Source organism: Sphingorhabdus profundilacus (assembly GCF_009769755.1).
Classification (GTDB): Bacteria; Pseudomonadota; Alphaproteobacteria; order Sphingomonadales; family Sphingomonadaceae; genus Sphingorhabdus_B; species Sphingorhabdus_B profundilacus.
The window spans coordinates 235,810-258,504 of the sequence record NZ_SDWJ01000002.1; the positions used below are offsets into that span (position 1 = coordinate 235,810).

The window sequence follows — 22,695 nt, forward strand, 5'->3', positions numbered from 1 at the left end:
AGACAGATTGACCCTGGAACGCAGTCACCGGAGGTGAACCAAGTTCAGGGTGACGATGCAGAAAGATGCGGAAAAAAGAGAGGAGCCCTCAGGCTGCTTGAAGCGCGGCGTTCAAACGGTTGCGGACGGCGCGAAGGGCGCCGATGTCCATTGTAGCATCGGAGGCGGGCGCAGCGTCTGCCTTTCGCGCAGACGTGGCTTTTGCGCCATTTGCCGCCAGAAATTTCCGCGCGCCTTTTATCGTATAGCCTTCACTGTGCAGCAACCGATGGATTCTTTGCAGCAACGCCACATCCTCCGGCCGGTACAGTCGTCGTCCCCCGGCCCGCGTCAACGGTTTGAGCATCGGGAACTGTTCTTCCCAATAGCGCAATATATGTGTGCGAACGCCAAGTGCCTCCGCCATTTCACCAATTGTACGGAAGGCATCGGCGGACTTTTCTGTCATATTGTTCTACTTGACCTTTTGCCGCATCCCCTGGCTGGCACGGAAAGTCAGCACGCGGCGCGGGGTGATGGGAACTTCAACGCCGGTTTTCGGATTGCGTCCGACCCGTTCGCTTTTGTCGCGCAGTACGAATGTACCGAATCCGGAAATTTTGACATTTTCGCCACCAAGCAACGCTGTGGTCATATGTTCCAGAACTGATTCGATCATTGCGGCGGCGTCCGCCCGTGACAAACCAACCTGTCGATTGAGCATTTCAGCCAAATCCGCGCGCGTTAATGTACCTGCTTCTGCCATAAGTTACGTCCCCGACGTGCGACCCGTCTGTGGAAGCACCGGTTATAAAACAAAAATATTGCGTTGTAAAATGCCTATGACGAAAAAACCGTCCTACATCCGGACAACCGAAGCGCCCCATGTAAAACCGCCACCCATGGCTTCGAGTACGATGATGTCATCCGGCTTGATCCGCCCGTCGCGCACCGCCACATCCAGCGCCAATGGGACAGAGGCTGCTGAGGTGTTGGCATGCTGATCCACGGTCAACACCACTTTGGCCGGGTCGAGGCCCAGTTTCTTTGCCGTCGCGTCGATGATTCGGGCATTGGCCTGATGGGGTACAACCCAGTCGACATCGGCAGGCGTCAGGTCCGCGGCATCCAGTGTTTCATGCATCACGCTCGCCAAATTGGTGACTGCGTGGCGGAAAACCTCGCGTCCTTTCATCCGCAACTTGCCGACGGTGCCAGTGGTCGATGGCCCACCATCGACATATAGCAGCTCATTATGCTGTCCGTCGGCGTGCAGCCGCGTCGCCAGCGCACCGCGTGTTCCAACTTCACCGCTCAACACGACCGCCCCGGCCCCATCGCCAAAAAGCACGCAGGTCGCGCGGTCTTCCCAATCCAGAATGCGGCTGAAGGTTTCGGCACCGATCACCAGTGCATTTTTCGCAGAGCCTGCGCGAATCATGCTTTCGGCGACCGAAAAGGCGTAGAGAAAGCCCGAACACACCGCCGCCACGTCAAACGCCACGCCGCCGTTGCAGCCCAGCGCATGCTGCACAATGGTGGCCGATGCGGGGAAGGTCTGGTCCGGCGTTGCGGTCGCGACGATAATCAGGTCGATATCCGATGCCGTCATGCCCGCCGCATCCAGCGCGTTGCGCGCGGCCAGCGTGGCAAGGGTTGCGGTTGTTTCGTCGGGTTCAGCAATATGGCGGAATTTGATGCCGGTGCGCTCGGTAATCCATTCGTCCGACGTGTCGACACGCGCGGCCAGCTCGGCATTGGAAACGCGGTGGCGCGGCAAGGCCGAACCGGTGCCCTTGATAACGGCGCGAAGTGCGGTCTGTGTCACCCGATTTGCACCCGGGCCAGATCCTGCGCGATGCGCGCGGTGATATCTTCTTCGACCAGACGCGCCGCCACTTCGACCGCGTTGGCGACGCCCTTGCTGGTTGCGCTGCCATGGCTTTTGACGACGACGCCGTTCAGGCCCATGAACACCGCGCCATTATGGTTGTTGGGGTCGAGATGATGGCGCAGCAGCTCGGTCGCCGGGCGCGACACCAGAAAGCCGAATTTGGACCGCAGCGAGCTGGTAAAGGCGCGGCGCAGCAAATCCGTGACGAATCGGGCAGACCCCTCGATCGCCTTTAACGCGATGTTGCCTGTAAATCCGTCGCAGACCACCACATCGCATTCGCCGCGGTTGATCTTGTCAGCTTCGATAAAGCCCTGAAAATCCATGTGCAGGCCGGTGGCATCGCGCAGATATTGGGCGGCATCGCGCAGCTCGTCGGTGCCCTTCATCTCTTCGGTGCCGATATTCAGCAAGCGCACCTTGGGCCGTTCAAAGCCGAAGATGATTCGCGAATAGGCGGCGCCCATGACCGCAAATTGCGCCAGATTTCGGGCATCGCATTCGGTGTTGGCACCCAGATCGAGCACCACCACATCGGTGTCTTTCAATGTCGGCAACAGGGCGGCGAGCGCGGGGCGGTCAATTCCGGGCATGGTGCGGAGCGCCAGCTTGGACATGCCCATCAACGCGCCGGTGTTGCCCGCGCTGACCGCAGCGCTGGCATGGCCTTCCTTGACGGCGTTAATGGCAAGTCCCATCGAGCTGGTTTTCGCCTTGCGGATGGCTTGGCTAACCTTTTCATCGCCGGTGACGACATCATCGGCATGCAGGATTTCTGACGCCGCGCGGAGGTTGGGATGCTTGTCGAGAGCCGCCTTGATCCGGGCTTCATCCCCGACCAGCAGAAATTCAAAACTGTCGTGCCGGTGCCGCGCCAGGGCTGCACCCGCCAACATTACAGGGACGCCTTCGTCGCCGCCCATCGCGTCAATTGCGATACGCGGTTTCAATGACACCAGTTATTCTCCTGTAAAAGGATTAGGCGACAGCCATCACTTCGCGGCCGTTATAATGGCCACATGCGTCACACATATGATGCGGGCGTTTCAATTCGCCACAATTTGCACATTCCTGGAATGCAGCAACTTTAAGCGAATCGTGGCTGCGACGCATGCCGCGCTTGGAAGGGGATGTTTTTCTTTTGGGGACAGCCATCTCGGCACCTGTTCCATTTCAAAATCAATAAGTTCTAAGCCATGATAGGTCAAAAGGCTGGTCGTGGCAAGCAATCGCCAGAATCAGCCCTAGTTCACCGCACATGTCCGTGTGAGCGGCGCGCTATACCGCTTTTTCTGTGCTTTGCAAGCCGAGAGATAGCAGTTAAGCGGATGCATCGAACAGGGAGAGTATATATGTTGAGTTTACCCGTCACACTGACCATCGCAGCCGGCGCCGCGCTCGTGAACCTCTGGCTGATGATCCGCTGTGGACAGGCCCGCACCAAGGAAAGCGTTTCGGTCGGCGATGGCGGCAATGAATTTGTCATCCGCCGGATGCGCGCCCACGCCAATTTCGTCGAAAGCGCGCCCTTTGTGCTGATCCTGCTTGCGGCACTGGAAGCGACCGCAGGGACGAGCAACTGGCTATGGGGTATCGGTATCCTCTATATCGTCGGGCGTCTGGCGCACGGCCTTGGCATGGACGGCGGCGCGTTGGGCAAGGGGCGGATGGTCGGCACGCTGATCAGCATGCTGACCCTGGCCGGGCTGGCCATCTGGGCGTTGTGGGCCGTCTATTCCGCTATATTATAACGCCTAAGCCCGCGCCGCCAATATGTCGTCGGCGACGAACATATTGGTCCTGCGTTCATAGCCAAACTGGCTTGTCGCACCATGTCCCGGAATAAACGTCACATCATCGCCCAGCGGCCATAGCTTCTGGGTGATGGCGTTGATCAGGTCGGCATGGTTGCCGCGCGGAAAGTCCGTACGGCCAATCGACCCCTGGAACAGCACATCACCCACAATCGCAAGACGGCTGGGTGCGTGGTAGAATACAACATGGCCCGGCGTGTGCCCGGGGCAATGGATGACATCAAGCGTCAGATTGCCTACCGTCACGGTATCGCCGTCGTTCAGCCAGCGGTCGGGTTCGAACGTGTGCGCTTCCATCCCCCAGCGCGGGCCGTCGTCGTCCAGCTGGGCGATCCAGAAACGGTCTTCCTCTTGCGGTCCCTCGATCGGCAGGCCCAATTCCTTGGCCAGCATGCCGGTCTGGCCGCAATGGTCCAGATGCCCGTGCGTCACCAAAAGCTTTTCCAGATCCACCCCGGTTTGCGCGACCGCCGCCTTCAGCTTGTCAAGGTCGCCGCCGGGGTCAACCAACGCCGCCTTGTTGGTTTGCGTGCACCAGAATAAAGTGCAATTCTGTTGCAGCGGGGTGACCGGAATGATCACGGCTTTCAACGGGGGTTGATTGCTACCGGAAGAAGTTACATTGGCCATGACACCCTTTGTGGCGAAGCAACGCGCCGCTTGCAACCCATTACAAGACCGGCCTTCACAGCCGCCGCCCGGCCCAAACCACCCGGCCCACAATCGATATTGTCGCACCCGCAATATCCGGCCAGTCGGGATAGGCGGGATTGTCCGACAATACCGACACGCGGCCCGCCGGTCCTTTGGCCAGCCGCTTGACCATCAACACATCATCCAGCCGGATAACATAAATGCCATCGCGCAATCCGGTCATATGGGCGCCGCGGTCGACCATGATGTCATCGCCATGATTCAGGGTGGGTGCCATCGATTCGCCGTCGACGCGGATGAGCGAGAGATTCGATGGATCAAGCCCCTGTTTGCGTAACCATTTTTCGTCAAAGCCGATCTTTCCGGCCAAGGATTCGACGTCATTCATCGCCCCCGGCCCAGCCGATGCGCCAATTGCAAGCTTGGGTATCAGCCGCATCTCCGGTTTCGCTGACACGGGCGCGACACCGCCCAACAGCCGTTCGTCCACCCCGAAATAGCGCGCCAATATGCCGCGTTCGATTTCGGGCAGCCGCTTGGGCGTGCCCCGCTTGATATATTGCTGGATATAGGCCGCATTGCGACCGACCAATTTGGAAAGCCCCGCATAATCGTCACCGCTTTGAACGATTAGCCGATCCAGTAATGCACGCGGGTCGTCATCCACCATATTTGCTCCAAACCGGAAGGAAATTTCCTAGACATGTAGGATTTCTCCTATCACATTTGTTCTTTATTTGTTCCATTTGATTCGGGCAAGCAAAACCCGGTCGCACTCGGAGGAGAAGTTATGCACATCAACCGTCTGGTCGAACGTTTTTTACGCGAGCAGAACCTGCCACCGACGAAGTTTGGCCGGTTGGCGGCGCGTGATCCGCGGCTTGTGCTCGACATGCGAATGGGCCGGGAAGTTAGGCCCGAAATGGAGGTAAAATTACGCCAATATATCGCATCCTACCATGAAGCTGCGGCAGCAGAGCGGAACAAAGCCGCATGAACCGCACCAATGCAACCGCCGCCGTCATGCGTGCCCTGCGCCTTCTGTGCCCCGATGCCACGCTATCAATCATGACCGAGCGACCCTGGTACAGCCTGACATTTTCCGGGGTCCAGCTTTGCGTGTCCCTGACCGCAAGCGACGCAGCCGAAACCCCCGATTTGCAAGCTTTTGCCCAAAGGCTATCGGCTTATGAATTCCATCTCCAGGGTCAGATCGTCGCTGATATCGCACTGCGACAGGATGATGGCATCAACCCCGACGGTATATTGCTCATCGATATTCTGGTCCTCGACGAATAGTGGCTGGGGTCAGCTTTTGGCAGGGGCGTAGGGCATGACCAGCGTGCCGTCCGGCGCAGCGGTGAAGGTGGTCTGGGTCGGGTAGGCAAATTCGATGCCATCACGGGCAAAGCGGTCGACAATGGCAATGCCGATCGCGTGCCGTGCCTTGAACATTTCCTCGACATCATCGCTGTTCACATCAAACACCAGCTGGAAATCGAGCGAGCTGGGGCCAAAAGTCGAAAAACCTGCGCGGATAAATTCCGATCCATGGGCCTCGACGATTTCCTTCAGCACATCCGGCACCCCTGCGGCCACGGCGGGCGGCGTCTGGTACACAAGGTTGATGGGAAAGACGACGCGGCGATAGACGGTCAGCGTGTTGTTGGTGATTTCCTTTTCCAGCAGCTTGCTATTGGCGATGATTTTCTCTTCCCCCGTCAACGCGCGCAGACGGGTGCTTTTCATCCCGATCTTTTCCACCCGCGCGGTGGTGGTGTCATAGGTGACGGTGTCCCCCCGGCGGAAGGGCTTGTCGAAGATGATCGAGATGGCGGCAAACAGGTCGGAAAAAATGCCCTGCGCGGCAAGGCCGATGGCGATACCGCCGACGCCAAGCCCCGCGATAAGGCCCGTGACATTGACGCCCAGATTGTCGAGGATGACGATGGCGGCGATGGCGAACAGCGCAAAACTGACCGACAGACGGATCAGCACCATCGCGCTGGCCAGCGTATCGCGCTCATGCTGGCCTTCGTTCACGCGCCGTTCGATCAGGCCGAGAATGATTTCGCGCAGCCAAACCGCGATCTGGATGGTGACCGCGATGGTGAATAGAATATCGACCATATGGGTCAACATATCGGGCGCGCCAGCGGTGCGGTTGACCACCTCGACCGCCACCATCACGCGGAAAAACTTGCTGGTGCGGGCCAGTGTCCGGGCGATAATGGATTTCAGCTCTGCGCGATGCTCGCTTTCCCGGGCGATCTTTGCGGCGACCCGTTTGAGCCAGCTTAACAGCAGGAACACGACCACCGCAGCAACGACTGCAAGCCCCAGTTCAATCGCATTGCCACGAACCCATTCGCCAAAGCTGTTCCAATAGGCTTCAAGTCGAAGGCCGACAGATTCAACGTCGATACGCGAAGTGGGCTTTGGGGTCTGAATGGTCATAACCCGGCTTTAAGGTGGTTCGTCGCCACACACAATGTGCCTCGTCGGGTTTTGTTCCCCTGTGCGATGCGTTCGGGAACAGGTCCCAACGCCCTCAAGCCTGCGCCAATTTCCTGCCGCTCGTCAAAGGCCGCCACGCCGCTTCTTTGCGGCGGCGGGCGAGGTAGGTGTCGAGGCTGATTTGCAGCGCGATCAGCATGTAGAAAAAGGTCTGGAACGCGATCCCTACAAAAAGCGAGCCGACCAGATAGACGATCTGGCTGTTCTGCAAGGCGGTGGCGAGTGGGGCGACCCAGGCTTCGTCGGGGCGGCCTCTTTTGCGGTACAGGCGGCTGATGACTTCCATCCGCCAGACGCCGCCCAAATGGATGATGAGCCACATCAGCAGGCCCGGAAAGCCCTGCTCGCCAAGCATCTCGAAATAGCTGGAATGGAAGGCGCGGCCTTCATCGACGATCTCGCGCACCGCAGGCGCATCATAGTCGGCGGGTTGGGCAGGGTTGCTTTTCTGCTCCATATCATAGCGGATGCGGTTCTGCCGATAGACGTCAAAGCCACCGCCCAGCGGATGTTCCTGCACATATTCCCATGTCCACGCCCAGACGGCGAGGCGGGTGGAGGCGGATTCGTCGGCCTTGTAATTTTTGATGGTATCGGCCCGCGTCGTGAAACTCGACGGCAGGAACGGCGCCGCCGCCAGCCCCATAAGCGCGACCGCGCCCAGATAGAGCATACGGTGCCGGACATAGCGCAGCAGCAAGATGCCGAGCACCGCAATGCACACAATTCCGGTGCGCGCCTGCGTGCCGACAGGAATCAGCAGGCAGGCGAAGATCAGACAAGCGGCATAAGCGCGCACTTTCCAGTCGGGTGTGAATATCGTCCCGTGCCTGGCGAGCCAGAGGATGAGCGGGATGATGGTGATCGCTACGCAGGACACGATGCTGCCTTCGAACAGGCCGCTATTGTCGTCGATCAGGATGACGAGCGAGCCATAGCCCCCGCCGCCGGCCGCGGTCTTGATGCCGCCGGTCACGATGAGCGCGGAGGCGCACAGCACCATCGTCAATATGGTCGCTTCCATCCGCAATTTGGTACGTAATGTGAGGGGTAGGAAAGCGGCGAATACCAGCGCTTTCCAGACCCAGTTCCATTTGTCGAGCGCAGCCACAGGCTCCGCTGCGAAACTGGTGGTGTAGCCGCAATAGGCCAGCAGCGCGATGAGCAGGAACCAGCGCGGCGAGACGCGCACATCTTTCTTGTCATCACCCAGCGCAAAGCCTGCAAAGGCGAGTGCAAACAGGATCAGCGACAGCGGCACCGAGTTCAGCAGGAAATAGCTGAGCCGTTGCGGCGACACGATGTCGACATAAGCATAGACCAGCGTGAACAGGAACGGCCGCTTGAACGCCATCAGCATGATGAGCGCGATATAGCCGACGAAGATCAGGTCACGCATCGGGCGTCCCCTTGGGCGCAGGACGCCGGGGCTTTGCAAAACCCGTCGGAATTTCGTCAGGCTGTGGCGGGTCTTCGACGTCAAGGTCGGGCCGGTTCATAAGATGCCACAGCGCAAAAGCGATGAGGGCGTGACTCAGCAAGATCGAAAAATTGTCGATCACCAGGGACGCGCCCCTTTTGGCCGAAATGCGCCTGTCATAGGCTGCCTATATCCGGGCCGGGTTGACGTCACGTTAATCCTTTTCTGGCAGGGATTAGGCCCATGTCGCGCATACTCCACATTCTCGATCACAGCCTGCCGCTGCACAGCGGATACACGTTCCGCACCCGCGCCATCATGAAGGCGCAGGCCGCCGCCGGGTGGGAAGTCGCCGGAATCACGGGCGTCCGGCAGTATCAGCATGGGCAGGTTCCCGATGCCGCGCAAGAGACGGTCGAGGGCCTGACCTTCCACCGCACCTTGGGCGAAGTGTCCGGGCCTTCGCCATTGCGCGAATGGCGCGAAATTGCGGTCTTGGCCGATGCGATCGTCGCGCTCCACGCGCGCTGGCCGTTCGATCTGCTCCACGCCCATTCGCCTGCCTTGAACGGCTTGGCCGCCTTTCGCGCGGCACAGCGGCTGGGCCTGCCGCTGGTTTATGAAATCCGTGCCTTTTGGGAAGATGCGGCGGTCGGCAATGGCACGGGCAGCGAAGGTTCGGCCAAATACCGCCTGACGCGCGCGCTCGAAAATTATGTGGTGAACCACGCCGATGCGGTTGCGGTCATCTGCGAAGGGTTGAAGGGCGATCTTGTCGGACGCGGCGTACCGCCGTCGAAAATCACCATCTCGCCCAATGGCGTTGACCTTGAACTGTTCGGATCCCCCCCGCCTGCGGACAGCGCGCTTGCCGCGCAGCTTGGCCTGACAGGTAAGGATGTGATCGGCTATATTGGCAGCTTCTATGATTATGAAGGGCTGGACGACCTGATCGCCGCCATGCCGTTGATGGCGCATGACGCGCATCTGCTGCTGGTGGGCGGCGGGCCGATGGAGCAGGCGCTGCGCGCGCAATCGCTGGCGTCACCCTGTGCCGACCGGATCCATTTTGTCGGCCGCGTCTCGCATGACGAGGTCGAGCGTTATTACAGCCTTGTCGACCTGCTGGCCTATCCACGCAAGAAGATGCGCCTGACCGATCTGGTCACCCCGCTCAAACCACTGGAGGCGATGGCGCAGGGGCGGCTGGTCGTGGCATCGGATGTGGGTGGGCATAAGGAATTGATTCAGAACGATGAAACCGGTATATTATTTTGTGCCGGTGATCCTGTCGATTTGGCTGCTGCTATCGACAAATTGCTTGCCAATCGCGCGTCGTGGCATGCAATGCGGAATCGTGCCCGACAATTTGTTGAAAAAGAACGCAGTTGGCAGAAGAATATTTATCGTTACGATCCTGTTTACCATTTGCTGATAGGGAAAAAGGCAATTGCCCGGGCTGCGTAAATATACTGGCCCAGTAACAGAAAGTGAATAATGCCCAAAAGCATCCCGAACAGCCAGGTTAGAGCCATCGGATTGGCGATGGCAGGGGCTATTGTGGCGGCGGTTACCACCATGTTCGTGCCCGTTGGCCTATTGGAAAACTTAACCGGTTCTACCGGATTGTCCGAACTGGTTCCTGCGGCCCGTGCGCCATTGGGCGATACGGCACGGGCGTTGATTGCTTTTGGGGCCGGTGCTTTCATTCTGGCCATATTGACCTATTTGCTGCTCCGCTTTGACGGCACACCGACCGTGCGGAACGACGCGCAGGTCGCTGTTCCCGAAGGGGCAGAAGAACCCGGGCACATGGTCAAGCCGGATCGTCTGGCCCGTCTGAAAATAGCCGGACTGGCCATGCCCAAAATGCCATGGGTGCAGGATGCCGATGCGATTACCGAATTGTCCGATTTGCCCAAATTGCGAATGGGCGACACCCATCCTGACGCGCCCCCCAGACGGCCCCTGTTCGCGCAACAGGATCTGCCGGTGCTGGACCTGGCCGACATCGCGATTTCGGTGATGCCGGAACCGGAACTGGAACCACAGGCTGAACCCGATGTGGAATTTGTCATAGCACCGCCGCCTGCGCGCACGATTGAGGCCGCCGATGTCCAGCCGACACTGGCCGAAATGGTCGCCCAGTTGGAAGTTGCGGTGGCGGAGCGTCAAAAGCAGCTTGCCGAGCTTGAAGAAGTCGCTGCGCGGTTGGCCACGCGCCAAACCGAAGCGGCCCTGGCGAATGATCAGGATGTCGAAATCATCCCTGATAGCGATGTGACGTTCGAACCGACACGCGACGGTCGTCCGTCGCTTGAAATCGTCCCTGACAATGTGGTCAAGGACGATGACATGGACTCCGCGCTTGCCGCAGCTCTTGCGACCCTGCACCGGATGAACGGCACCACCCGATAGCGATCACGCGGCTGATTCCCTCTCCATCGGCGGGCGTTGGGTGGGACTTGGCGGCCTGTCATCCGGTTACCCAAGCATGCCGTAACGGCAAGAGCGCAGGGGTTGTATTACGCCGCCAAACGGGCCACGATAGGGCAAAATAAATCTGAGGAGGATTGCCCATGACCACCATAACCCCCGCCGAACTTGCCACCAAAGTGGGTGAAAAAATCGGTACGTCCGAATGGATTTTGGTCGATCAGGATATGATCAACAAATTCGCCGACGCCACCGGCGACCATCAGTTCATCCACGTCAACGAGGAAATGGCCAAAATGACCCCCTTTGGCGGGACCATTGCCCATGGCTTTTTGACGCTGTCGCTCTTTCCCGTCATGTCCGCAAAGTCGGACAGCCCGCGGATCGAAGGCGTGAAAATGGGCGTCAACTATGGCGGCAACAAAACCCGTTTCCTCGCACCAGTGCGCTCCGGCAAGCGGGTGCGCGGCCATTTCAAGCTGCTTGAGCTTGTGGAAAAGCGTCCCGGCCAATGGCAGCAGACGCTGGAATTCACCGTCGAGATTGAAGGCGAGGACAAGCCCGCGCTTCAGGCCGAATGGATCAGCCAGTTTTTCGTATAATTTTCAATTCAAGGAACCACCCCCATGCGTGACGCAGTTATCGTTTCCACCGCCCGTACCGCCATCGGCAAAGCCTATCGCGGCGGCTTCAACGCCACATCCGGCCCGACACTGGGCAGCTATTCCCTGAAGGCCGCGGTCGAGCGCGCCGGTATCGAAGGCGGCGAAATCGACGACGTCCTCTGGGGCTCCGCGCTGCAGCAGGGCACACAGGCGGGCAACCTCGCGCGTCAGGTCGTGCTGCGCGCCGGCCTGCCGATCACGGTATCGGGCATGACCATGGACCGCCAATGCTCGTCCGGCCTGATGTCGATCGCCACCGCCGCCAAGCAGATCATCGTCGACAATGTCGACATCATGGCCGCCGGTGGCCAGGAATCGATCAGCCTCGTGCAAACCAAGGAAATGCGCGTCGCCCCCGACCGCGACCTGATCGCGATGCACCAGAATGTCTATATGCCGATGCTGCAAACCGCCGAAGTGGTTGCCAAGCGCTATAATATCAGCCGCGACGCGATGGACGAATATGCCCTCCAGTCGCAGCAACGCACCGCCGCTGCACAGGCTGCCGGTTATTTCGACGCCGAGATCGTTCCCGTCACCACCACCATGAATGTGACCAACAAGGAAACCGGCGAAGTCACCCAGAAAGAAGTCACCATCGCCAAGGACGAAGGCAACCGCGCCGACACCCAGTTGGCCGGACTTCAGGCGCTCCAGCCGGTGCTTGGCCCCGACATGACGATCACCGCCGGTAACGCCAGCCAATTGTCCGACGGATCATCGGCCAGCGTGCTGATGGAGGCCAAGGTTGCCGAAAAGAAGGGCCTCAATCCGCTGGGCCGCTATGTCGGCATGGCCGTCGCCGGCACCGAGCCCGACGAAATGGGCATCGGCCCTGTTTTCGCCATTCCGAAACTGTTGCAGCGTTTTGGCCTGAAGATGGACGACATCGGCATCTGGGAACTGAACGAAGCCTTCGCCGTGCAGGTGCTTTATTGCCGCGACAAGCTCGGCATTCCGGGTGAGCTGCTGAACGTCAATGGCGGCTCGATCTCCATCGGCCACCCCTATGGCATGACCGGCGCACGCTGCACCGGCCACGCCCTGATCGAAGGCAAGCGCCGCGGTGCCAAATATGGCGTCGTTACCATGTGCGTCGGCGGCGGCATGGGCGCAGCCGGATTGTTCGAGATTTTCTAAAGCGATTTGGGGGACAGGCCAGATTGGGTCCGTCCCCCCTGAAGGCCCATTCCCGCCCGGGAAGTGACGAGCCAAGCCGCGACGCGCGGATGCGTTTTCTTGTCCGCTTCGGGGGCTGCTGCACGATGGACCCTGGAACGACGTCACCGGAGGTGAACCGAGTTCAGCGTGACGGGAGTCTTGATGGAAGTTTTTTATTCCGAAACCATCCCGCTCGCAAAAACAAACCCGTCCGGTCGATCTTCGGCCAGCAACGCTGGGCCATCAAGGTCGACCCAATTGGCCCCTTGCGCGGCCAGATAGGCAGGGGCGATGCCAAGGCTGGTCGACAGCATGCAGCCGACCATGATTTTCATCCCCGCCGCTTCGGCCGCTTCGGCCAGCTTTAACGCCTCGGTCAGGCCGCCTGCCTTGTCGAGCTTGATATTGATGCCGTCATAATAAGGGGCAAGGCGCGCCACATCGGCGGCGCTATGGCAGCTCTCGTCCGCGATGACCGGCAACGCGCAGGATATTCCCGCCAACATCGAATCTTGCCCTGCCGGAACCGGCTGTTCGATCATTTCAACGCCCAACGTCGCCAGCAACGCGGCTTCGGCGGCAATGTCCAGATGTGCCCAGCTTTCATTGGCGTCGACGATAAGGCGCGCCTCAGGTGCACCCGCGCGCACCGCCGCGACACGGGCAAAGTCACCCTCGCCGGTCAGCTTCAGTTTCAGCACGGAATATCCCTTGGCCGTCGCCTTGGCGGCATTCGCCTCCATCACCGCCGGTTCACCGAGCGAGATGGTAAAGGCCGTGACCAGCGGCGCGGGCGCTGCTGTCAGACCGGCAAAGCGCCATAACGGCACCTCCGCCGCCTTGGCCGAAACGTCCCAAAGTGCACAATCGAGCGCATTGCGCGCCGCGCCGGGTGGGAGCAGAAGCTGCACTGCGTCACGCGCCGCATTTGCGCCAAGTGGCTCCAGCTGCGGCAGCACAGCCTCCACCTCGGCAAGGCAACTTTCCGCCGTTTCCCCATTATAATAGATTGCCGTGCCCTCCCCAAGCCCGACATGCGTCCCGTCGCTGACGGCGACAACAAGCACGTCAACATATGTCTTGGCACCACGTGAAATAATGAACTGCCCTGCAACCGGCCAGCGTTCAACGGCTGCACTTATACGTAATGCCATGGCCCCACCCGACTGTTATCCGGGGGCAGACTGGCCAGTTAAGGCCCGCATTGCAAGCCGTGCTGCGGTATTTTTTGCCGGTTTTCCATTATTCAAGTCGGCACAACGCGGTTTGGACCACAAGAACAGAACGTCTTGCGGTTCAATCGCGCGAATTTTTCGAAAACAGGAATCCGGGCCCGATTACCGGTCGTAATCGCGTTGCATTCCTGCGCCGCGTGCCGGTGCAGCCGCCGTCAAACGGAGCGCCTCTGCCGACAGGCTGATCGAACCGATTTCATCGGCTTCTTCATCTTCATCGACCTGAACCTTCTGCAACGACTGGACCAGTCCTTCTTGCAAATGATCGGGACGAACGGTTTCTTCCGCAATTTCGCGTAGCGCGACGACGGGATTTTTATCACGGTCGCGATCAACGGTCAGTTCGGCGCCACCGGAAATTTCGCGTGCGCGCTCGGCCGCCAGCAATACGAGGTCAAAACGGTTGGTGACCTTATCAATACAATCTTCAACGGTTACGCGTGCCATGCTGGCTCCTGATTCTTCACAGATTTCGGAAAAGTTGAGCGCACCTAAGGTTTGCGCGACAAAATGTCAATGAAAACGGCGCGTCGATTGCTTTGGGGTCAGGCTTGCCGATGCGGGACGGACAGGCTACCCCGGACAAATGGCGGCCCATTCCACCACGCCCGGATTTCCCGGAAAGCAATTTGCGGTCGCAGGGCATGACCTGTTCGTCCTGCATTCTGCCGATGATCGCCTTTTGGCGATGCACGCTTTGATCGCAAACGCGCGGCAATCCGTTCAAATGTTTTTTTACATGATTGCCGATGATGCGACCGGCCGGGAAATATTGGACGCATTGGTTGTCGCGGCAAAGCGTGGCGTCGAGGTGCAGCTTATCATAGACAGCTTCGGTTCGGCCGATACCGACTACGGATTTTTCGATCCGTTGGTCAATGCCGGTGGTCATTATCATTTTTTCAGCACGCGCAAAGGGCTCGGCTACTTCATCCGCAACCACCAGAAAATGCTGATAATCGATGCACGCCATGCCCTTGTTGGCGGATTTAACATTACCGACCAATATTTCGGGCGCAAAGGTGATGACAGCTGGGAAGATTTGGGGATCATCATTTCAGGACCGCAGGTCATGCGCCTTGCCACCTATTTCGGTGATTTAGACCGAATTTCCCAAGACGGAAAAGTACGCTATCTTGGCATCCGCAACGTCATTCGCAACTGGCGGCCGGGTATTGGCGAAATCCAATGGCTGCTTGGCGGGCCGACCAATCGCATCTCGCCATGGGCGCTGACGCTGAAACGGTCGTTACAGGTTGGCAAGCGTTTCGATATCGTATCGGCCTATTTTTCCCCATCTCAGACAATCCTTCGCCGCATTGCCGCAGTTGCCCGGCGCGGAGGAGGTTCACGCATGGTGATGGCCGGAAAGACCGACAATGGCGCAACCATTCCGGCGGCACGATTGCTCTATCGCTATTTGATAAAGCGCAAGGCGCGCCTGTACGAATTCCAGCCGCGCCCGTTGCACATGAAGCTGATGGTCATAGACGATGCAGTCTATATCGGTTCAGCCAATCTTGATATCCGCAGCCTGTTTATCAATCTGGAAATCATGGTGCGGATCAAAGACGCGGCCTTGGCGGCTTATATGCGCGAACTGGTCGACATCCTGATCTCGCAATCCATCGAACAAACCGTCCCGCTCTTGAAAAATCGTGATCGATGGTGGAGCCGCCTCAAAGGCGGGCTTGCCTATTTCCTGGTGAATACCGTCGACTATTCAATCGGACGACGGATCAAATTCGGCCTGCTTGGAAACCGCCGGTAAAGATCCCCGGTTACGGGGCTACGTGGCACTTTAAGCAATAGGGTCAGGACGTTCAACCCTTATGCGTGTCGATCCATTCTTCGAGTATCGGGGCAATCCGTTCGCGCCATTTGCTGCCGTTGAAGATGCCATAATGGCCGACTTCGGGTGCCATATGGTATTTCTTGTGGCTGTCGGGCAGGCCGGTTGCGATGGTCAGCGCAGCTTTGGTCTGGCCAAGGCCGCTGATGTCGTCCCGCTCGCCTTCGATGGCGAGGATCGCGATGTCCTTGATCGCGCCGGGGTCGACCAGCTTACCGCGATAGTTGAACTCGCCCTTGGGCAGCAGGTGGCGCTGGAACACGGTGTCGACCGTCTGCAGATAGAATTCCGCCGTCATGTCGCAGACCGCGCGATATTCGTCGTAAAATTCCTTGTGCCGGTCCGCCCCCTCGCCATCGCCTTTGACGAGGTCGGAGAACATGGACCAATGGCTGATCATATGGTTGCCAAGGTTCATCGACATGAAACCCGACAGTTGCAGGAACCCGGGATATACGCGGCGGCCCGATCCCTTATAATAGGGCGGCACCGTCGCGATCACATTTTGCACGAACCAGTCGTGCGGGCGGCGCGTCGCATGGTCGTTAACGGCGGTGGGGGCTTCGCGGGTATCGATCGGGCCGCCCATCATGGTCAGCGTGCGTGGACGCAAGGGATGGTTATTCGCGCTCATAGTCGCGGCTGCGGCATAGGCGGGAACCGACGGCTGGCACACGGCCAGCATATGCGCGCCGCGACCCCCTGCATCGGGGCCGATAAATTCGAGCCACTCGATCAGATAATCGATATAGCTTTCCAGATCGAAGCCACCGCCGGTCAATGGCACATCGCGCGCATCTTTCCAGTCGGTGATATAGACGTCATAAACGGGCAGCATCCGCTCCACCGTGCCGCGCAGCAGCGTGGCGAAATGCCCCGACATCGGCGCACAGATCAGCAGCCGTGGCTTTTCGCTGCTGCCTTCATAGGTAAAATGCTTGAGCTGGCCAAAGGGCTTGCGCGCTTCGTTGACTTCGGTGACCGGCAGATGCTTTCCGCCAATGTCGACAAAATCAAGGCCGAAGGCGGGCTTTCCACGCGGCATTACCGAATGGGCAAAGACGTCGAGCGCGGAGGCCGCAATCGGGGTCATGCCGCCATAGGTGAAGGGGCCTGACGCGAAATTGTTCAGAAAATCAGCCTGTTTCTGGGCAATCCAGCCCGCGCCCGCAAGCCAGCCGCGCTGAATATCATAACCGGTGTACAGCATAGATGCTTCCCTAAATAATATAGGGGCATGAAAATATTGCCCCCGAAGTTGTCACTGACATAAGCCTTTATTGTGCATTGCACCATAAAAAACTTAACAGTTTGCCCTCTCCGCAATTGTTTGGGTTCCCGCGCACTGCTAGGCGCGTGTCATGACCGAACCAGCGACAATCACCGACACCGCCTTACCCATCGCCGAGCCTGAAGAAACACCATCGCCGCCAGCGCGCAAATTGGGCCAGTTGCGGATGGTTGCCCATTTCGCCAGCCATTATCCGCGCCAGATATTCTATGCCGCCATCGCGTTGATTGTCGCGGCCAGCGCGACACTGGCGATTCCCGCCGGATTTCAGAGGATTATTGACAAGGGCTTTATTGCCGATGGCGGCGATATCGACCCTTATTTCCGCTATTTGCTGATGATTGTGGCCGTGCTGGCCGTTGCAACTGCGTCTCGCTTCTATTTTGTCAGCTGGCTGGGCGAACGGGTGGTCGCCGATGTCCGTGTGGCGGTGCAAAAAAACCTGCTCCGGCTCGCACCGCGCTTTTTCGAAGAAAACCGCCCCGCCGAAATCGCCAGCCGCATGACCGCCGACACCGCCGTCATTGAACAGATTGTCGGTACAACCGTGTCGGTCGCGGCGCGGAACTTTGTTATTGGCGTAGGCGGGATAGTCTATCTCTTTACCCTCGCCCCCAAATTGACGGCGGCGTTGCTGATCGGCATCCCGATCGTCATTCTGCCCATCGTGTTCATTGGCCGACGGCTGGAAAAGGCGTCGCGTTCCTCACAGGACCGCGTCGCGGACATTGGCACCATCACTTCGGAAAGCCTGGGCGCGCTGAAAATTGTGCAGGCCTTTGGTCAGGAAGGGCGCGAGCATATCCGTTTTTCCGACGCCGTCGAAAGCACTTTTGCCGCGGCCAAGCGCCGCATCGGCCTGCGTGCCATGCTGACCGCCATTGTCATCGCCCTGATTTTCAGCGCGATCACCCTGCTGATGTGGGAAGGCGCACAGGGCGTGGCCGAGGGCACGATTTCGGGCGGCACCATCGCGGCCTTCGTCCTGACCGGCGGTCTGGTCGCCGGCGCATTTGGTGCGTTGACCGAAGTCTATGGCGATCTGGTGCGTGGTGCCGGGGCTTCCGGGCGGCTGGCTGAATTGCTGGCGGCGGAGCCTGACATCGCCCCGCCTGCCAAGCCCGTGGCCCTGCCGGTCCCGCCGCGCGGGCAGCTTGAATTCCAGAATGTGAACTTCCGCTACCCCACCCGGCCCGAAGTATCGGCGCTCGACAATTTCAGCCTGAAGGTCAGCCCCGGCGAAACCGTCGCGGTGGTCGGCCCGTCGGGCGCAGGCAAGTCGACTTTGTTCCAATTGGCGCAGCGTTTCTACGATCCCGAAAGCGGGGCGATCCGCATCGACGGCGTCGCGCTGACCAGCGCCGACCCGGCCGAGATCCGCCTGCGTATGGCCTATGTGCCGCAGGATACCGTGCTGTTCGCCTCCTCGGCGCGCGACAATCTGCGCTATGGCAACTGGCTCGCCGATGACGACGCCATCTGGCACGCCGCCGAACAGGCCAATGCCGCGACCTTCCTGCGCGAATTGCCGCAGGGGCTCGACACCTATCTGGGTGAAGGTGGCGCGCGGTTGTCGGGTGGGCAACGACAGCGCATCGCCATCGCCCGCGCCGTCCTGCGGCAGGCGCCGATCCTGCTGCTCGACGAGGCGACCAGCGCGCTTGACGCCGAAAGCGAACGGCTGGTGCAGGATGCGCTCGACCATCTGATGAAGGACCGCACGACCATCGTGATCGCGCACCGGCTGGCCACCGTTCGGTCCGCCGACCGCATCATCGTGATGGATCAGGGCCACATCGTCGAAGAAGGCGACCATGCGAAGCTGAGCGCTGCCGGGGGCCTTTATGCCCGTCTGGCGAGCCTGCAGTTCGACGCCTGACTGACGCGCCGCGCGCAAACAATTCGAAGGGCTTGACCCGAACAGCGGCTAGCGCCATTGCAGGGGCATGTCTTCAGAAGCACCCGAACTGAATTTCGAACAGGCGCTGCGCGCGCTTGAGGATATTGTCCACAAGCTGGAAAGCGGGGAAGCGCCGCTCGACGAATCGATTGCGCTTTATGAACGCGGCAACCAGTTGCGCGCGCTGTGCCAGCAACGGCTGGACGCGGCCAAGGCGCGGATCGAGGCGATTACGCTGGGGCCCGACGGCACGCCCGCTGGCACCGCGCCTTTCGACGCCGGTTGATCCGGCATGTTGCATGACGCGCTGAACCAGATTGCCGCCGATGTAGACGTCGAATTTGACCGGCTGCTCGCGCTGCCCGGCGATGCGCGCGACCCGCTTTATGCCGCGATGCGCCATGCGGCGATTGGCGGGGGCAAAAGATTGCGGCCCTTGCTGGTCACCGCGACCGCGGCCCTGTTCCATGTCGACCGCGATGTCGCGTTGCGCGTCGGGACGGCGGTGGAGGCGATCCATGTCTATTCGCTGATCCATGACGACCTGCCGTGCATGGACGATGACGATTTGCGCCGGGGCAAGCCCACCGTGCACCGCGCCTTTGGCGAGGCGACCGCCGTGCTCGCGGGCGACTCGCTGCATGCGCTGGCCTTTGAAATATTGGCAAGCTCGCGCACCCATACCGACCCTTTCATCCGCAGCGAGTTGATCGCCACCCTTGCGCTGGCGAGCGGCCCTGATGGCATGGCGGGCGGGCAGATGATGGATCTGGAGGCGGAAAAGACAACCTTTGACCTGCCCACGGTCACGCGGTTGCAGGCGCTGAAGACCGGTGCGCTGATTGCCGCCAGCGTCGAAATGGGCGCGATCCTCGGCCATATTCCACCCGAAGGCCGCGCGCATCTGAAAGGCTATGCCCGCGATATCGGCCTCGCTTTCCAGATTGCCGACGACATTTTGGACGTGGAGGGCGACCCTGCACTCGCTGGCAAGGCGCTGCAAAAGGATGCCGATGCGGGCAAGGGGACGTTCGTCTCGCTCATGGGCCTCGAGCGCGCCAAGCAACAGGCGGGCATGCTGGTGACGCAGGCGAACGAGCATCTGGCAGGCTATGGCAGCGAGGCCGACCTGCTGCGCGCCATTGCCAATTATATTACGGAGAGGGACCGTTAATGACACATCGCATCGGCGTATATCCCGGGACATTTGACCCCATCACACTGGGCCATATGGACATCATCCGGCGCGGGGCAAAGTTGGTGGATGAGCTGGTCATCGGCGTCACCACCAACGCCGCCAAAACGCCGATGTTTTCCGACGATGAACGCATCGCGATGGTGAAGCGCGAAGTGGCGAGCATCGGCGATGCGACTATCCGCGTTGTCGGTTTTAACTCGCTGCTGATGGATTTTGCGGAATCGGTTGGCGCGACGACGGTGATCCGCGGCATTCGCGGCGTGACCGATTTCGAATATGAATATCAGCTCACCGGCATGAACCGGCAGCTCAACACCCGCGTCGACACCGTGTTCCTGATGGCCGACGTCGCCCTGCAACCCATTGCCTCGCGCCTCGTCAAGGAAATCGCGCTCTATGGCGGGGAGATTGGGAAGTTCGTGACGCCCGCCATCCGCGACGAAGTGGTCGCGCGGGTCGCCAAGGCAAAAAGCTAAGGTCAGGGCCTAAAGCGCGCGGATCTGGGGTGTACGTGGCTGGCCACGCAGCATCAACGCCCATAGCGCCCAAACCATCGCATCGGCCCGGTCCGGGCTTTTGCCTTCACCGATATAGCCGCCGGGCACCAGCCCGGCCAGCTCTGCTTCCAGCTCGGCAAAATGCCCCGCAAACAGGGCGCGGCCATTTTCGAACAGGGCCGCCACCGGCTCTGCCCGCGCCGCCTTGCCCTTGGCCGCATGCACCAGTTCCAGCGGCAAGGTTGACGCCGCCGCCAGCAGGACCGAACGTACCATCGCCCCACCCTGATTGCGTTCAGCGACCACACGGTCGGCATCAAAGGCCATCGCTGCATCAGCCACCGCCCGCGCCCAGCCTTCGGGCGAGGCACCGCCAACCGAACAGTCGGCCAGCACATAGGCGTTGCCATCGCGGCCGGTCGCACACACAATGATGCCGCATGTCCCATTGGCCGAGGCGGGCGGATCGACGCCGATGACTGTGCGGGTGACGCCGATGTCGCGATCGGGCGCGCTGCGGCACCGGGCGATCAGTTCCAGCGGCCACAGACTGCCCTCGACATCGTCGAACAATCGCCCTTCCAATTCCTGTAGCGCGATGCGCGTGCCCCCATAATGGGCCTGCATCGCACCCACAAAGCTTTCCGGCAAATGCGGGTTTTCCCCCGTTGCGCCCCCGGTACGCACGCTGTCGGCGGCCTCTATTATCCGCCGCAGCAAGGGCAAGGCGCGCGGCGTGGTCGTGACCACTGCGCGCGGATGCGCCCCCATCCGCAGGCCCATCTGCAAATTGTCCCATGTATCGACCGGATGTTGCCATTTGGCCAGCTCGTCGGCCCAGGCAAAATGATGCTCCGGCCCGCGCAGGCTTTCTGGGCTGGCCCCGGAATAGACAATGGCCTCACTGCCATTTTTGAACCACAAGGTCCGCTGCGCCGCCGACCAAAGCTCGATCTCGTCCTCTTGCGCCAGCTTGAGCAGACCCGATGGCCCCTCCACCATCACCCGGCGCGCTTCGTCCAATGTGGCGGCAACCAGCGCGATCCGGGTACATGGTTGGGCGCGGACCTGTGCCAACACCCATTCCGCGCCAGCCCGCGTCTTGCCAAAGCCGCGTCCCGCCATGATCATCCAGGTGCGCCAGTCGCTGTCCGGCGGCAACTGGCCTTCATGGTGGAAGGTGGCGAAATCGGCATTCAGCCATTCCGCCGTGCGCCTGTCCAGCTTTTCGATCAGAGTCGCGCCATAATCGCCGATCACGGCATTAAAGAACCGCTTCCTCATCGGCGGCTCGCGCGCGAGAGCAGCTCTGCCTTGCGAATAATCTCCGCCTTGACGGCTTCGACATCGACCGGCGGGCGTTTCCTGTCATAGCGCCGCAAATCGCCGTTTTTCCGGCGCCGGGCTTCGTAAAGCTGGGCCACGCGGATTGCATTTTCGACCGACATGCCCTCCAGATCAGGCACGGGAAGATCGGGTGGTTCAAGCAGATTGCTGGCCGACATGAGCAATTGGACCGCCAGTCTTTCGGTCGCCAATGATATCACCTCATCCCAGCGCGCGTCGAATGCAGGCCAGATTTTGCGGCGGTTATACAAGGTGCTGGCCGACATATCGATCTGTCGTGCCGCCTCTTTGACATTTCCGGTGGCCGCCAGAACGGTAAAGAATTTTTCCTCCACCTCTTCGCTCCATCGCCCCTTGCCGACTGCTATCACACGGGTCTTTCCATCTTTCGATGACCGGATGACGCGCGGGCGGGCGTCGGCAAAGGCCAGTTCTTCGGGTACCTGGCCTTGGACCATCGCCTGCCGCGCCGTACCCAACGCATCGTTCCACAATTTGGCAAAATGGGGATTATCGCGGCGATATCGATAGGCCGTCGAATGATGAATATCAGCGGCAAGGGCGGCCGCGCGGACATTGGCACCCTGGCCAAGCACACGCAAAAACACCCGCCGCCACGCATGTGGCACGGTTTTAGATGACATGATTATATCCTTTATGAAGGGGAATTGATGCCGGTTATGATATTTCCAGCCTACCCATATTTACCACAACAGCGTTACGATGTCAATAAATATAACCTATTTGGTTTTCTTCTCGAACTGCCGGTTTGACACTATTTTGCACCGCAACACCGCATAATTGCACCCGAGAATGCACATGTCTCTTCCCCGAT

General features: G+C 59.8%; 27 protein-coding genes. 12 read left to right on the forward strand and 15 right to left on the reverse strand.

All coding sequences use genetic code 11. From position 1 onward, the window contains the following. Positions 1-88 precede the first annotated feature (88 nt). The 5 genes from EUU23_RS08970 to rpmF form a co-directional block, all read right to left on the reverse strand. Positions 89-448: a MerR family transcriptional regulator gene (locus EUU23_RS08970; protein WP_160353812.1), complete on the reverse strand. Its 360-nt coding sequence runs from the start codon at positions 446-448 to the stop codon at positions 89-91. 6 nt (positions 449-454) lie between these two features. Continuing rightward, the gene (locus tag EUU23_RS08975) at positions 455-745 is read right to left on the reverse strand and encodes an integration host factor subunit alpha (RefSeq protein ID WP_160353813.1); all 291 of its coding nucleotides are present in this window, start codon (positions 743-745) and stop codon (positions 455-457) included. 93 nt (positions 746-838) lie between these two features. Beyond that, entirely contained in the window at positions 839-1,807 is a 969-nt protein-coding gene (locus EUU23_RS08980; RefSeq protein WP_160353814.1) for a beta-ketoacyl-ACP synthase 3, read from the reverse strand. Further along, positions 1,804-2,829, reverse strand: a complete 1,026-nt coding sequence (gene plsX, locus EUU23_RS08985; protein WP_160353815.1) for a phosphate acyltransferase PlsX — start codon at positions 2,827-2,829, stop codon at positions 1,804-1,806. Before plsX ends, EUU23_RS08980 begins: the two co-directional genes overlap by 4 nt. A gap of 22 nt (positions 2,830-2,851) precedes the next feature. Then, positions 2,852-3,028, reverse strand: a complete 177-nt coding sequence (gene rpmF / locus EUU23_RS08990; RefSeq protein WP_160353816.1) for a 50S ribosomal protein L32 — start codon at positions 3,026-3,028, stop codon at positions 2,852-2,854. A 197-nt stretch (positions 3,029-3,225) separates the two neighbouring features. On the opposite strand from rpmF, the gene EUU23_RS08995 reads away from it, so the two are divergent. Next, on the forward strand, positions 3,226-3,624 hold the full coding sequence (locus tag EUU23_RS08995) for an MAPEG family protein (protein ID WP_179956537.1): 399 nt from the start codon (positions 3,226-3,228) through the stop codon (positions 3,622-3,624). A gap of 3 nt (positions 3,625-3,627) precedes the next feature. Here the strand turns inward: EUU23_RS08995 and EUU23_RS09000 are convergent, their stop codons facing one another. Beyond that, positions 3,628-4,317, reverse strand: a complete 690-nt coding sequence (locus EUU23_RS09000) for an MBL fold metallo-hydrolase (RefSeq protein ID WP_281346888.1) — start codon at positions 4,315-4,317, stop codon at positions 3,628-3,630. A 55-nt stretch (positions 4,318-4,372) separates the two neighbouring features. Continuing rightward, positions 4,373-5,011, reverse strand: coding sequence for a S24 family peptidase (locus EUU23_RS09005; protein ID WP_160353817.1), 639 nt, complete (start codon positions 5,009-5,011; stop codon positions 4,373-4,375). Between the two features lie 120 nt (positions 5,012-5,131). On the opposite strand from EUU23_RS09005, the gene EUU23_RS09010 reads away from it, so the two are divergent. Both EUU23_RS09010 and EUU23_RS09015 read left to right on the forward strand, forming a co-directional pair. Continuing rightward, a complete protein-coding gene (locus EUU23_RS09010; RefSeq protein ID WP_160353818.1) occupies positions 5,132-5,338 on the forward strand; it encodes a hypothetical protein in 207 nt (68 codons plus the stop codon). Next, entirely contained in the window at positions 5,335-5,640 is a 306-nt protein-coding gene (locus EUU23_RS09015) for a hypothetical protein (protein WP_160353819.1), read from the forward strand. Before EUU23_RS09010 ends, EUU23_RS09015 begins: the two co-directional genes overlap by 4 nt. A gap of 9 nt (positions 5,641-5,649) precedes the next feature. Here EUU23_RS09015 and EUU23_RS09020 read toward each other — a convergent pair whose 3' ends face one another. The 3 genes from EUU23_RS09020 to EUU23_RS13975 form a co-directional block, all read right to left on the reverse strand. Next, the gene (locus EUU23_RS09020) at positions 5,650-6,798 is read right to left on the reverse strand and encodes a mechanosensitive ion channel family protein (RefSeq protein ID WP_160353820.1); all 1,149 of its coding nucleotides are present in this window, start codon (positions 6,796-6,798) and stop codon (positions 5,650-5,652) included. A 94-nt stretch (positions 6,799-6,892) separates the two neighbouring features. Next, the gene (locus tag EUU23_RS09025; RefSeq protein WP_160353821.1) at positions 6,893-8,257 is read right to left on the reverse strand and encodes a putative O-glycosylation ligase, exosortase A system-associated; all 1,365 of its coding nucleotides are present in this window, start codon (positions 8,255-8,257) and stop codon (positions 6,893-6,895) included. After that, on the reverse strand, positions 8,250-8,420 hold the full coding sequence (locus tag EUU23_RS13975; protein ID WP_179956531.1) for a hypothetical protein: 171 nt from the start codon (positions 8,418-8,420) through the stop codon (positions 8,250-8,252). Before EUU23_RS13975 ends, EUU23_RS09025 begins: the two co-directional genes overlap by 8 nt. 101 nt (positions 8,421-8,521) lie before the next feature. On the opposite strand from EUU23_RS13975, the gene EUU23_RS09030 reads away from it, so the two are divergent. From EUU23_RS09030 to EUU23_RS09045, 4 genes are all read left to right on the forward strand, one after another. Beyond that, positions 8,522-9,745: a TIGR04063 family PEP-CTERM/XrtA system glycosyltransferase gene (locus EUU23_RS09030; protein WP_160353822.1), complete on the forward strand. Its 1,224-nt coding sequence runs from the start codon at positions 8,522-8,524 to the stop codon at positions 9,743-9,745. Positions 9,746-9,775: 30 nt separating this feature from the next. After that, positions 9,776-10,696: a hypothetical protein gene (locus EUU23_RS09035; RefSeq protein ID WP_160353823.1), complete on the forward strand. Its 921-nt coding sequence runs from the start codon at positions 9,776-9,778 to the stop codon at positions 10,694-10,696. Between the two features lie 161 nt (positions 10,697-10,857). Further along, the gene (locus EUU23_RS09040) at positions 10,858-11,316 is read left to right on the forward strand and encodes a MaoC family dehydratase (RefSeq protein WP_160353824.1); all 459 of its coding nucleotides are present in this window, start codon (positions 10,858-10,860) and stop codon (positions 11,314-11,316) included. Positions 11,317-11,340: 24 nt separating this feature from the next. Next, positions 11,341-12,519 (forward strand): acetyl-CoA C-acyltransferase, encoded by a 1,179-nt coding sequence (locus EUU23_RS09045; RefSeq protein WP_160353825.1) that lies wholly within the window; start codon positions 11,341-11,343, stop codon positions 12,517-12,519. A gap of 194 nt (positions 12,520-12,713) precedes the next feature. Here EUU23_RS09045 and EUU23_RS09050 read toward each other — a convergent pair whose 3' ends face one another. Both EUU23_RS09050 and rpoZ read right to left on the reverse strand, forming a co-directional pair. Beyond that, complete coding sequence (locus EUU23_RS09050; protein WP_160353826.1) at positions 12,714-13,694, reverse strand: dipeptide epimerase; 981 nt, start codon at positions 13,692-13,694, stop codon at positions 12,714-12,716. Between the two features lie 183 nt (positions 13,695-13,877). Beyond that, positions 13,878-14,222, reverse strand: coding sequence for a DNA-directed RNA polymerase subunit omega (gene rpoZ / locus EUU23_RS09055; RefSeq protein WP_160353827.1), 345 nt, complete (start codon positions 14,220-14,222; stop codon positions 13,878-13,880). Between the two features lie 139 nt (positions 14,223-14,361). Here rpoZ and EUU23_RS09060 point away from each other — a divergent pair, with 139 nt between their 5' ends. Further along, positions 14,362-15,546 carry a phospholipase D-like domain-containing protein gene (locus EUU23_RS09060; protein WP_160353828.1) on the forward strand — a complete coding sequence of 395 codons (1,185 nt, stop codon included), beginning with the start codon at positions 14,362-14,364 and terminating at the stop codon, positions 15,544-15,546. A 52-nt stretch (positions 15,547-15,598) separates the two neighbouring features. On the opposite strand, the gene EUU23_RS09065 is transcribed toward EUU23_RS09060, so the two are convergent. Beyond that, positions 15,599-16,837, reverse strand: coding sequence for a polyhydroxyalkanoate depolymerase (locus EUU23_RS09065; protein WP_160353829.1), 1,239 nt, complete (start codon positions 16,835-16,837; stop codon positions 15,599-15,601). A gap of 247 nt (positions 16,838-17,084) precedes the next feature. Between EUU23_RS09065 and EUU23_RS09070 the strand changes: the two genes are divergently transcribed. From EUU23_RS09070 to coaD, 4 genes are all read left to right on the forward strand, one after another. Beyond that, positions 17,085-18,797 (forward strand): ABC transporter transmembrane domain-containing protein, encoded by a 1,713-nt coding sequence (locus EUU23_RS09070; RefSeq protein ID WP_246156475.1) that lies wholly within the window; start codon positions 17,085-17,087, stop codon positions 18,795-18,797. A gap of 67 nt (positions 18,798-18,864) precedes the next feature. Then, the gene (locus EUU23_RS09075) at positions 18,865-19,104 is read left to right on the forward strand and encodes an exodeoxyribonuclease VII small subunit (protein WP_160353831.1); all 240 of its coding nucleotides are present in this window, start codon (positions 18,865-18,867) and stop codon (positions 19,102-19,104) included. A 6-nt stretch (positions 19,105-19,110) separates the two neighbouring features. Then, positions 19,111-19,992, forward strand: a complete 882-nt coding sequence (locus EUU23_RS09080) for a polyprenyl synthetase family protein (RefSeq protein ID WP_160353832.1) — start codon at positions 19,111-19,113, stop codon at positions 19,990-19,992. Beyond that, on the forward strand, positions 19,992-20,492 hold the full coding sequence (gene coaD, locus EUU23_RS09085; protein WP_160353833.1) for a pantetheine-phosphate adenylyltransferase: 501 nt from the start codon (positions 19,992-19,994) through the stop codon (positions 20,490-20,492). The genes EUU23_RS09080 and coaD overlap by 1 nt, the downstream gene beginning before the upstream one ends. A gap of 9 nt (positions 20,493-20,501) precedes the next feature. Here coaD and EUU23_RS09090 read toward each other — a convergent pair whose 3' ends face one another. Together EUU23_RS09090 and EUU23_RS09095 are read right to left on the reverse strand one after the other, a co-directional pair. After that, the gene (locus EUU23_RS09090) at positions 20,502-21,797 is read right to left on the reverse strand and encodes a DNA-packaging protein (protein ID WP_160353834.1); all 1,296 of its coding nucleotides are present in this window, start codon (positions 21,795-21,797) and stop codon (positions 20,502-20,504) included. After that, a complete protein-coding gene (locus EUU23_RS09095) occupies positions 21,794-22,504 on the reverse strand; it encodes a helix-turn-helix domain-containing protein (RefSeq protein ID WP_160353835.1) in 711 nt (236 codons plus the stop codon). The genes EUU23_RS09090 and EUU23_RS09095 overlap by 4 nt, the downstream gene beginning before the upstream one ends. Between the last annotated feature and the right edge of the window lie 191 nt (positions 22,505-22,695).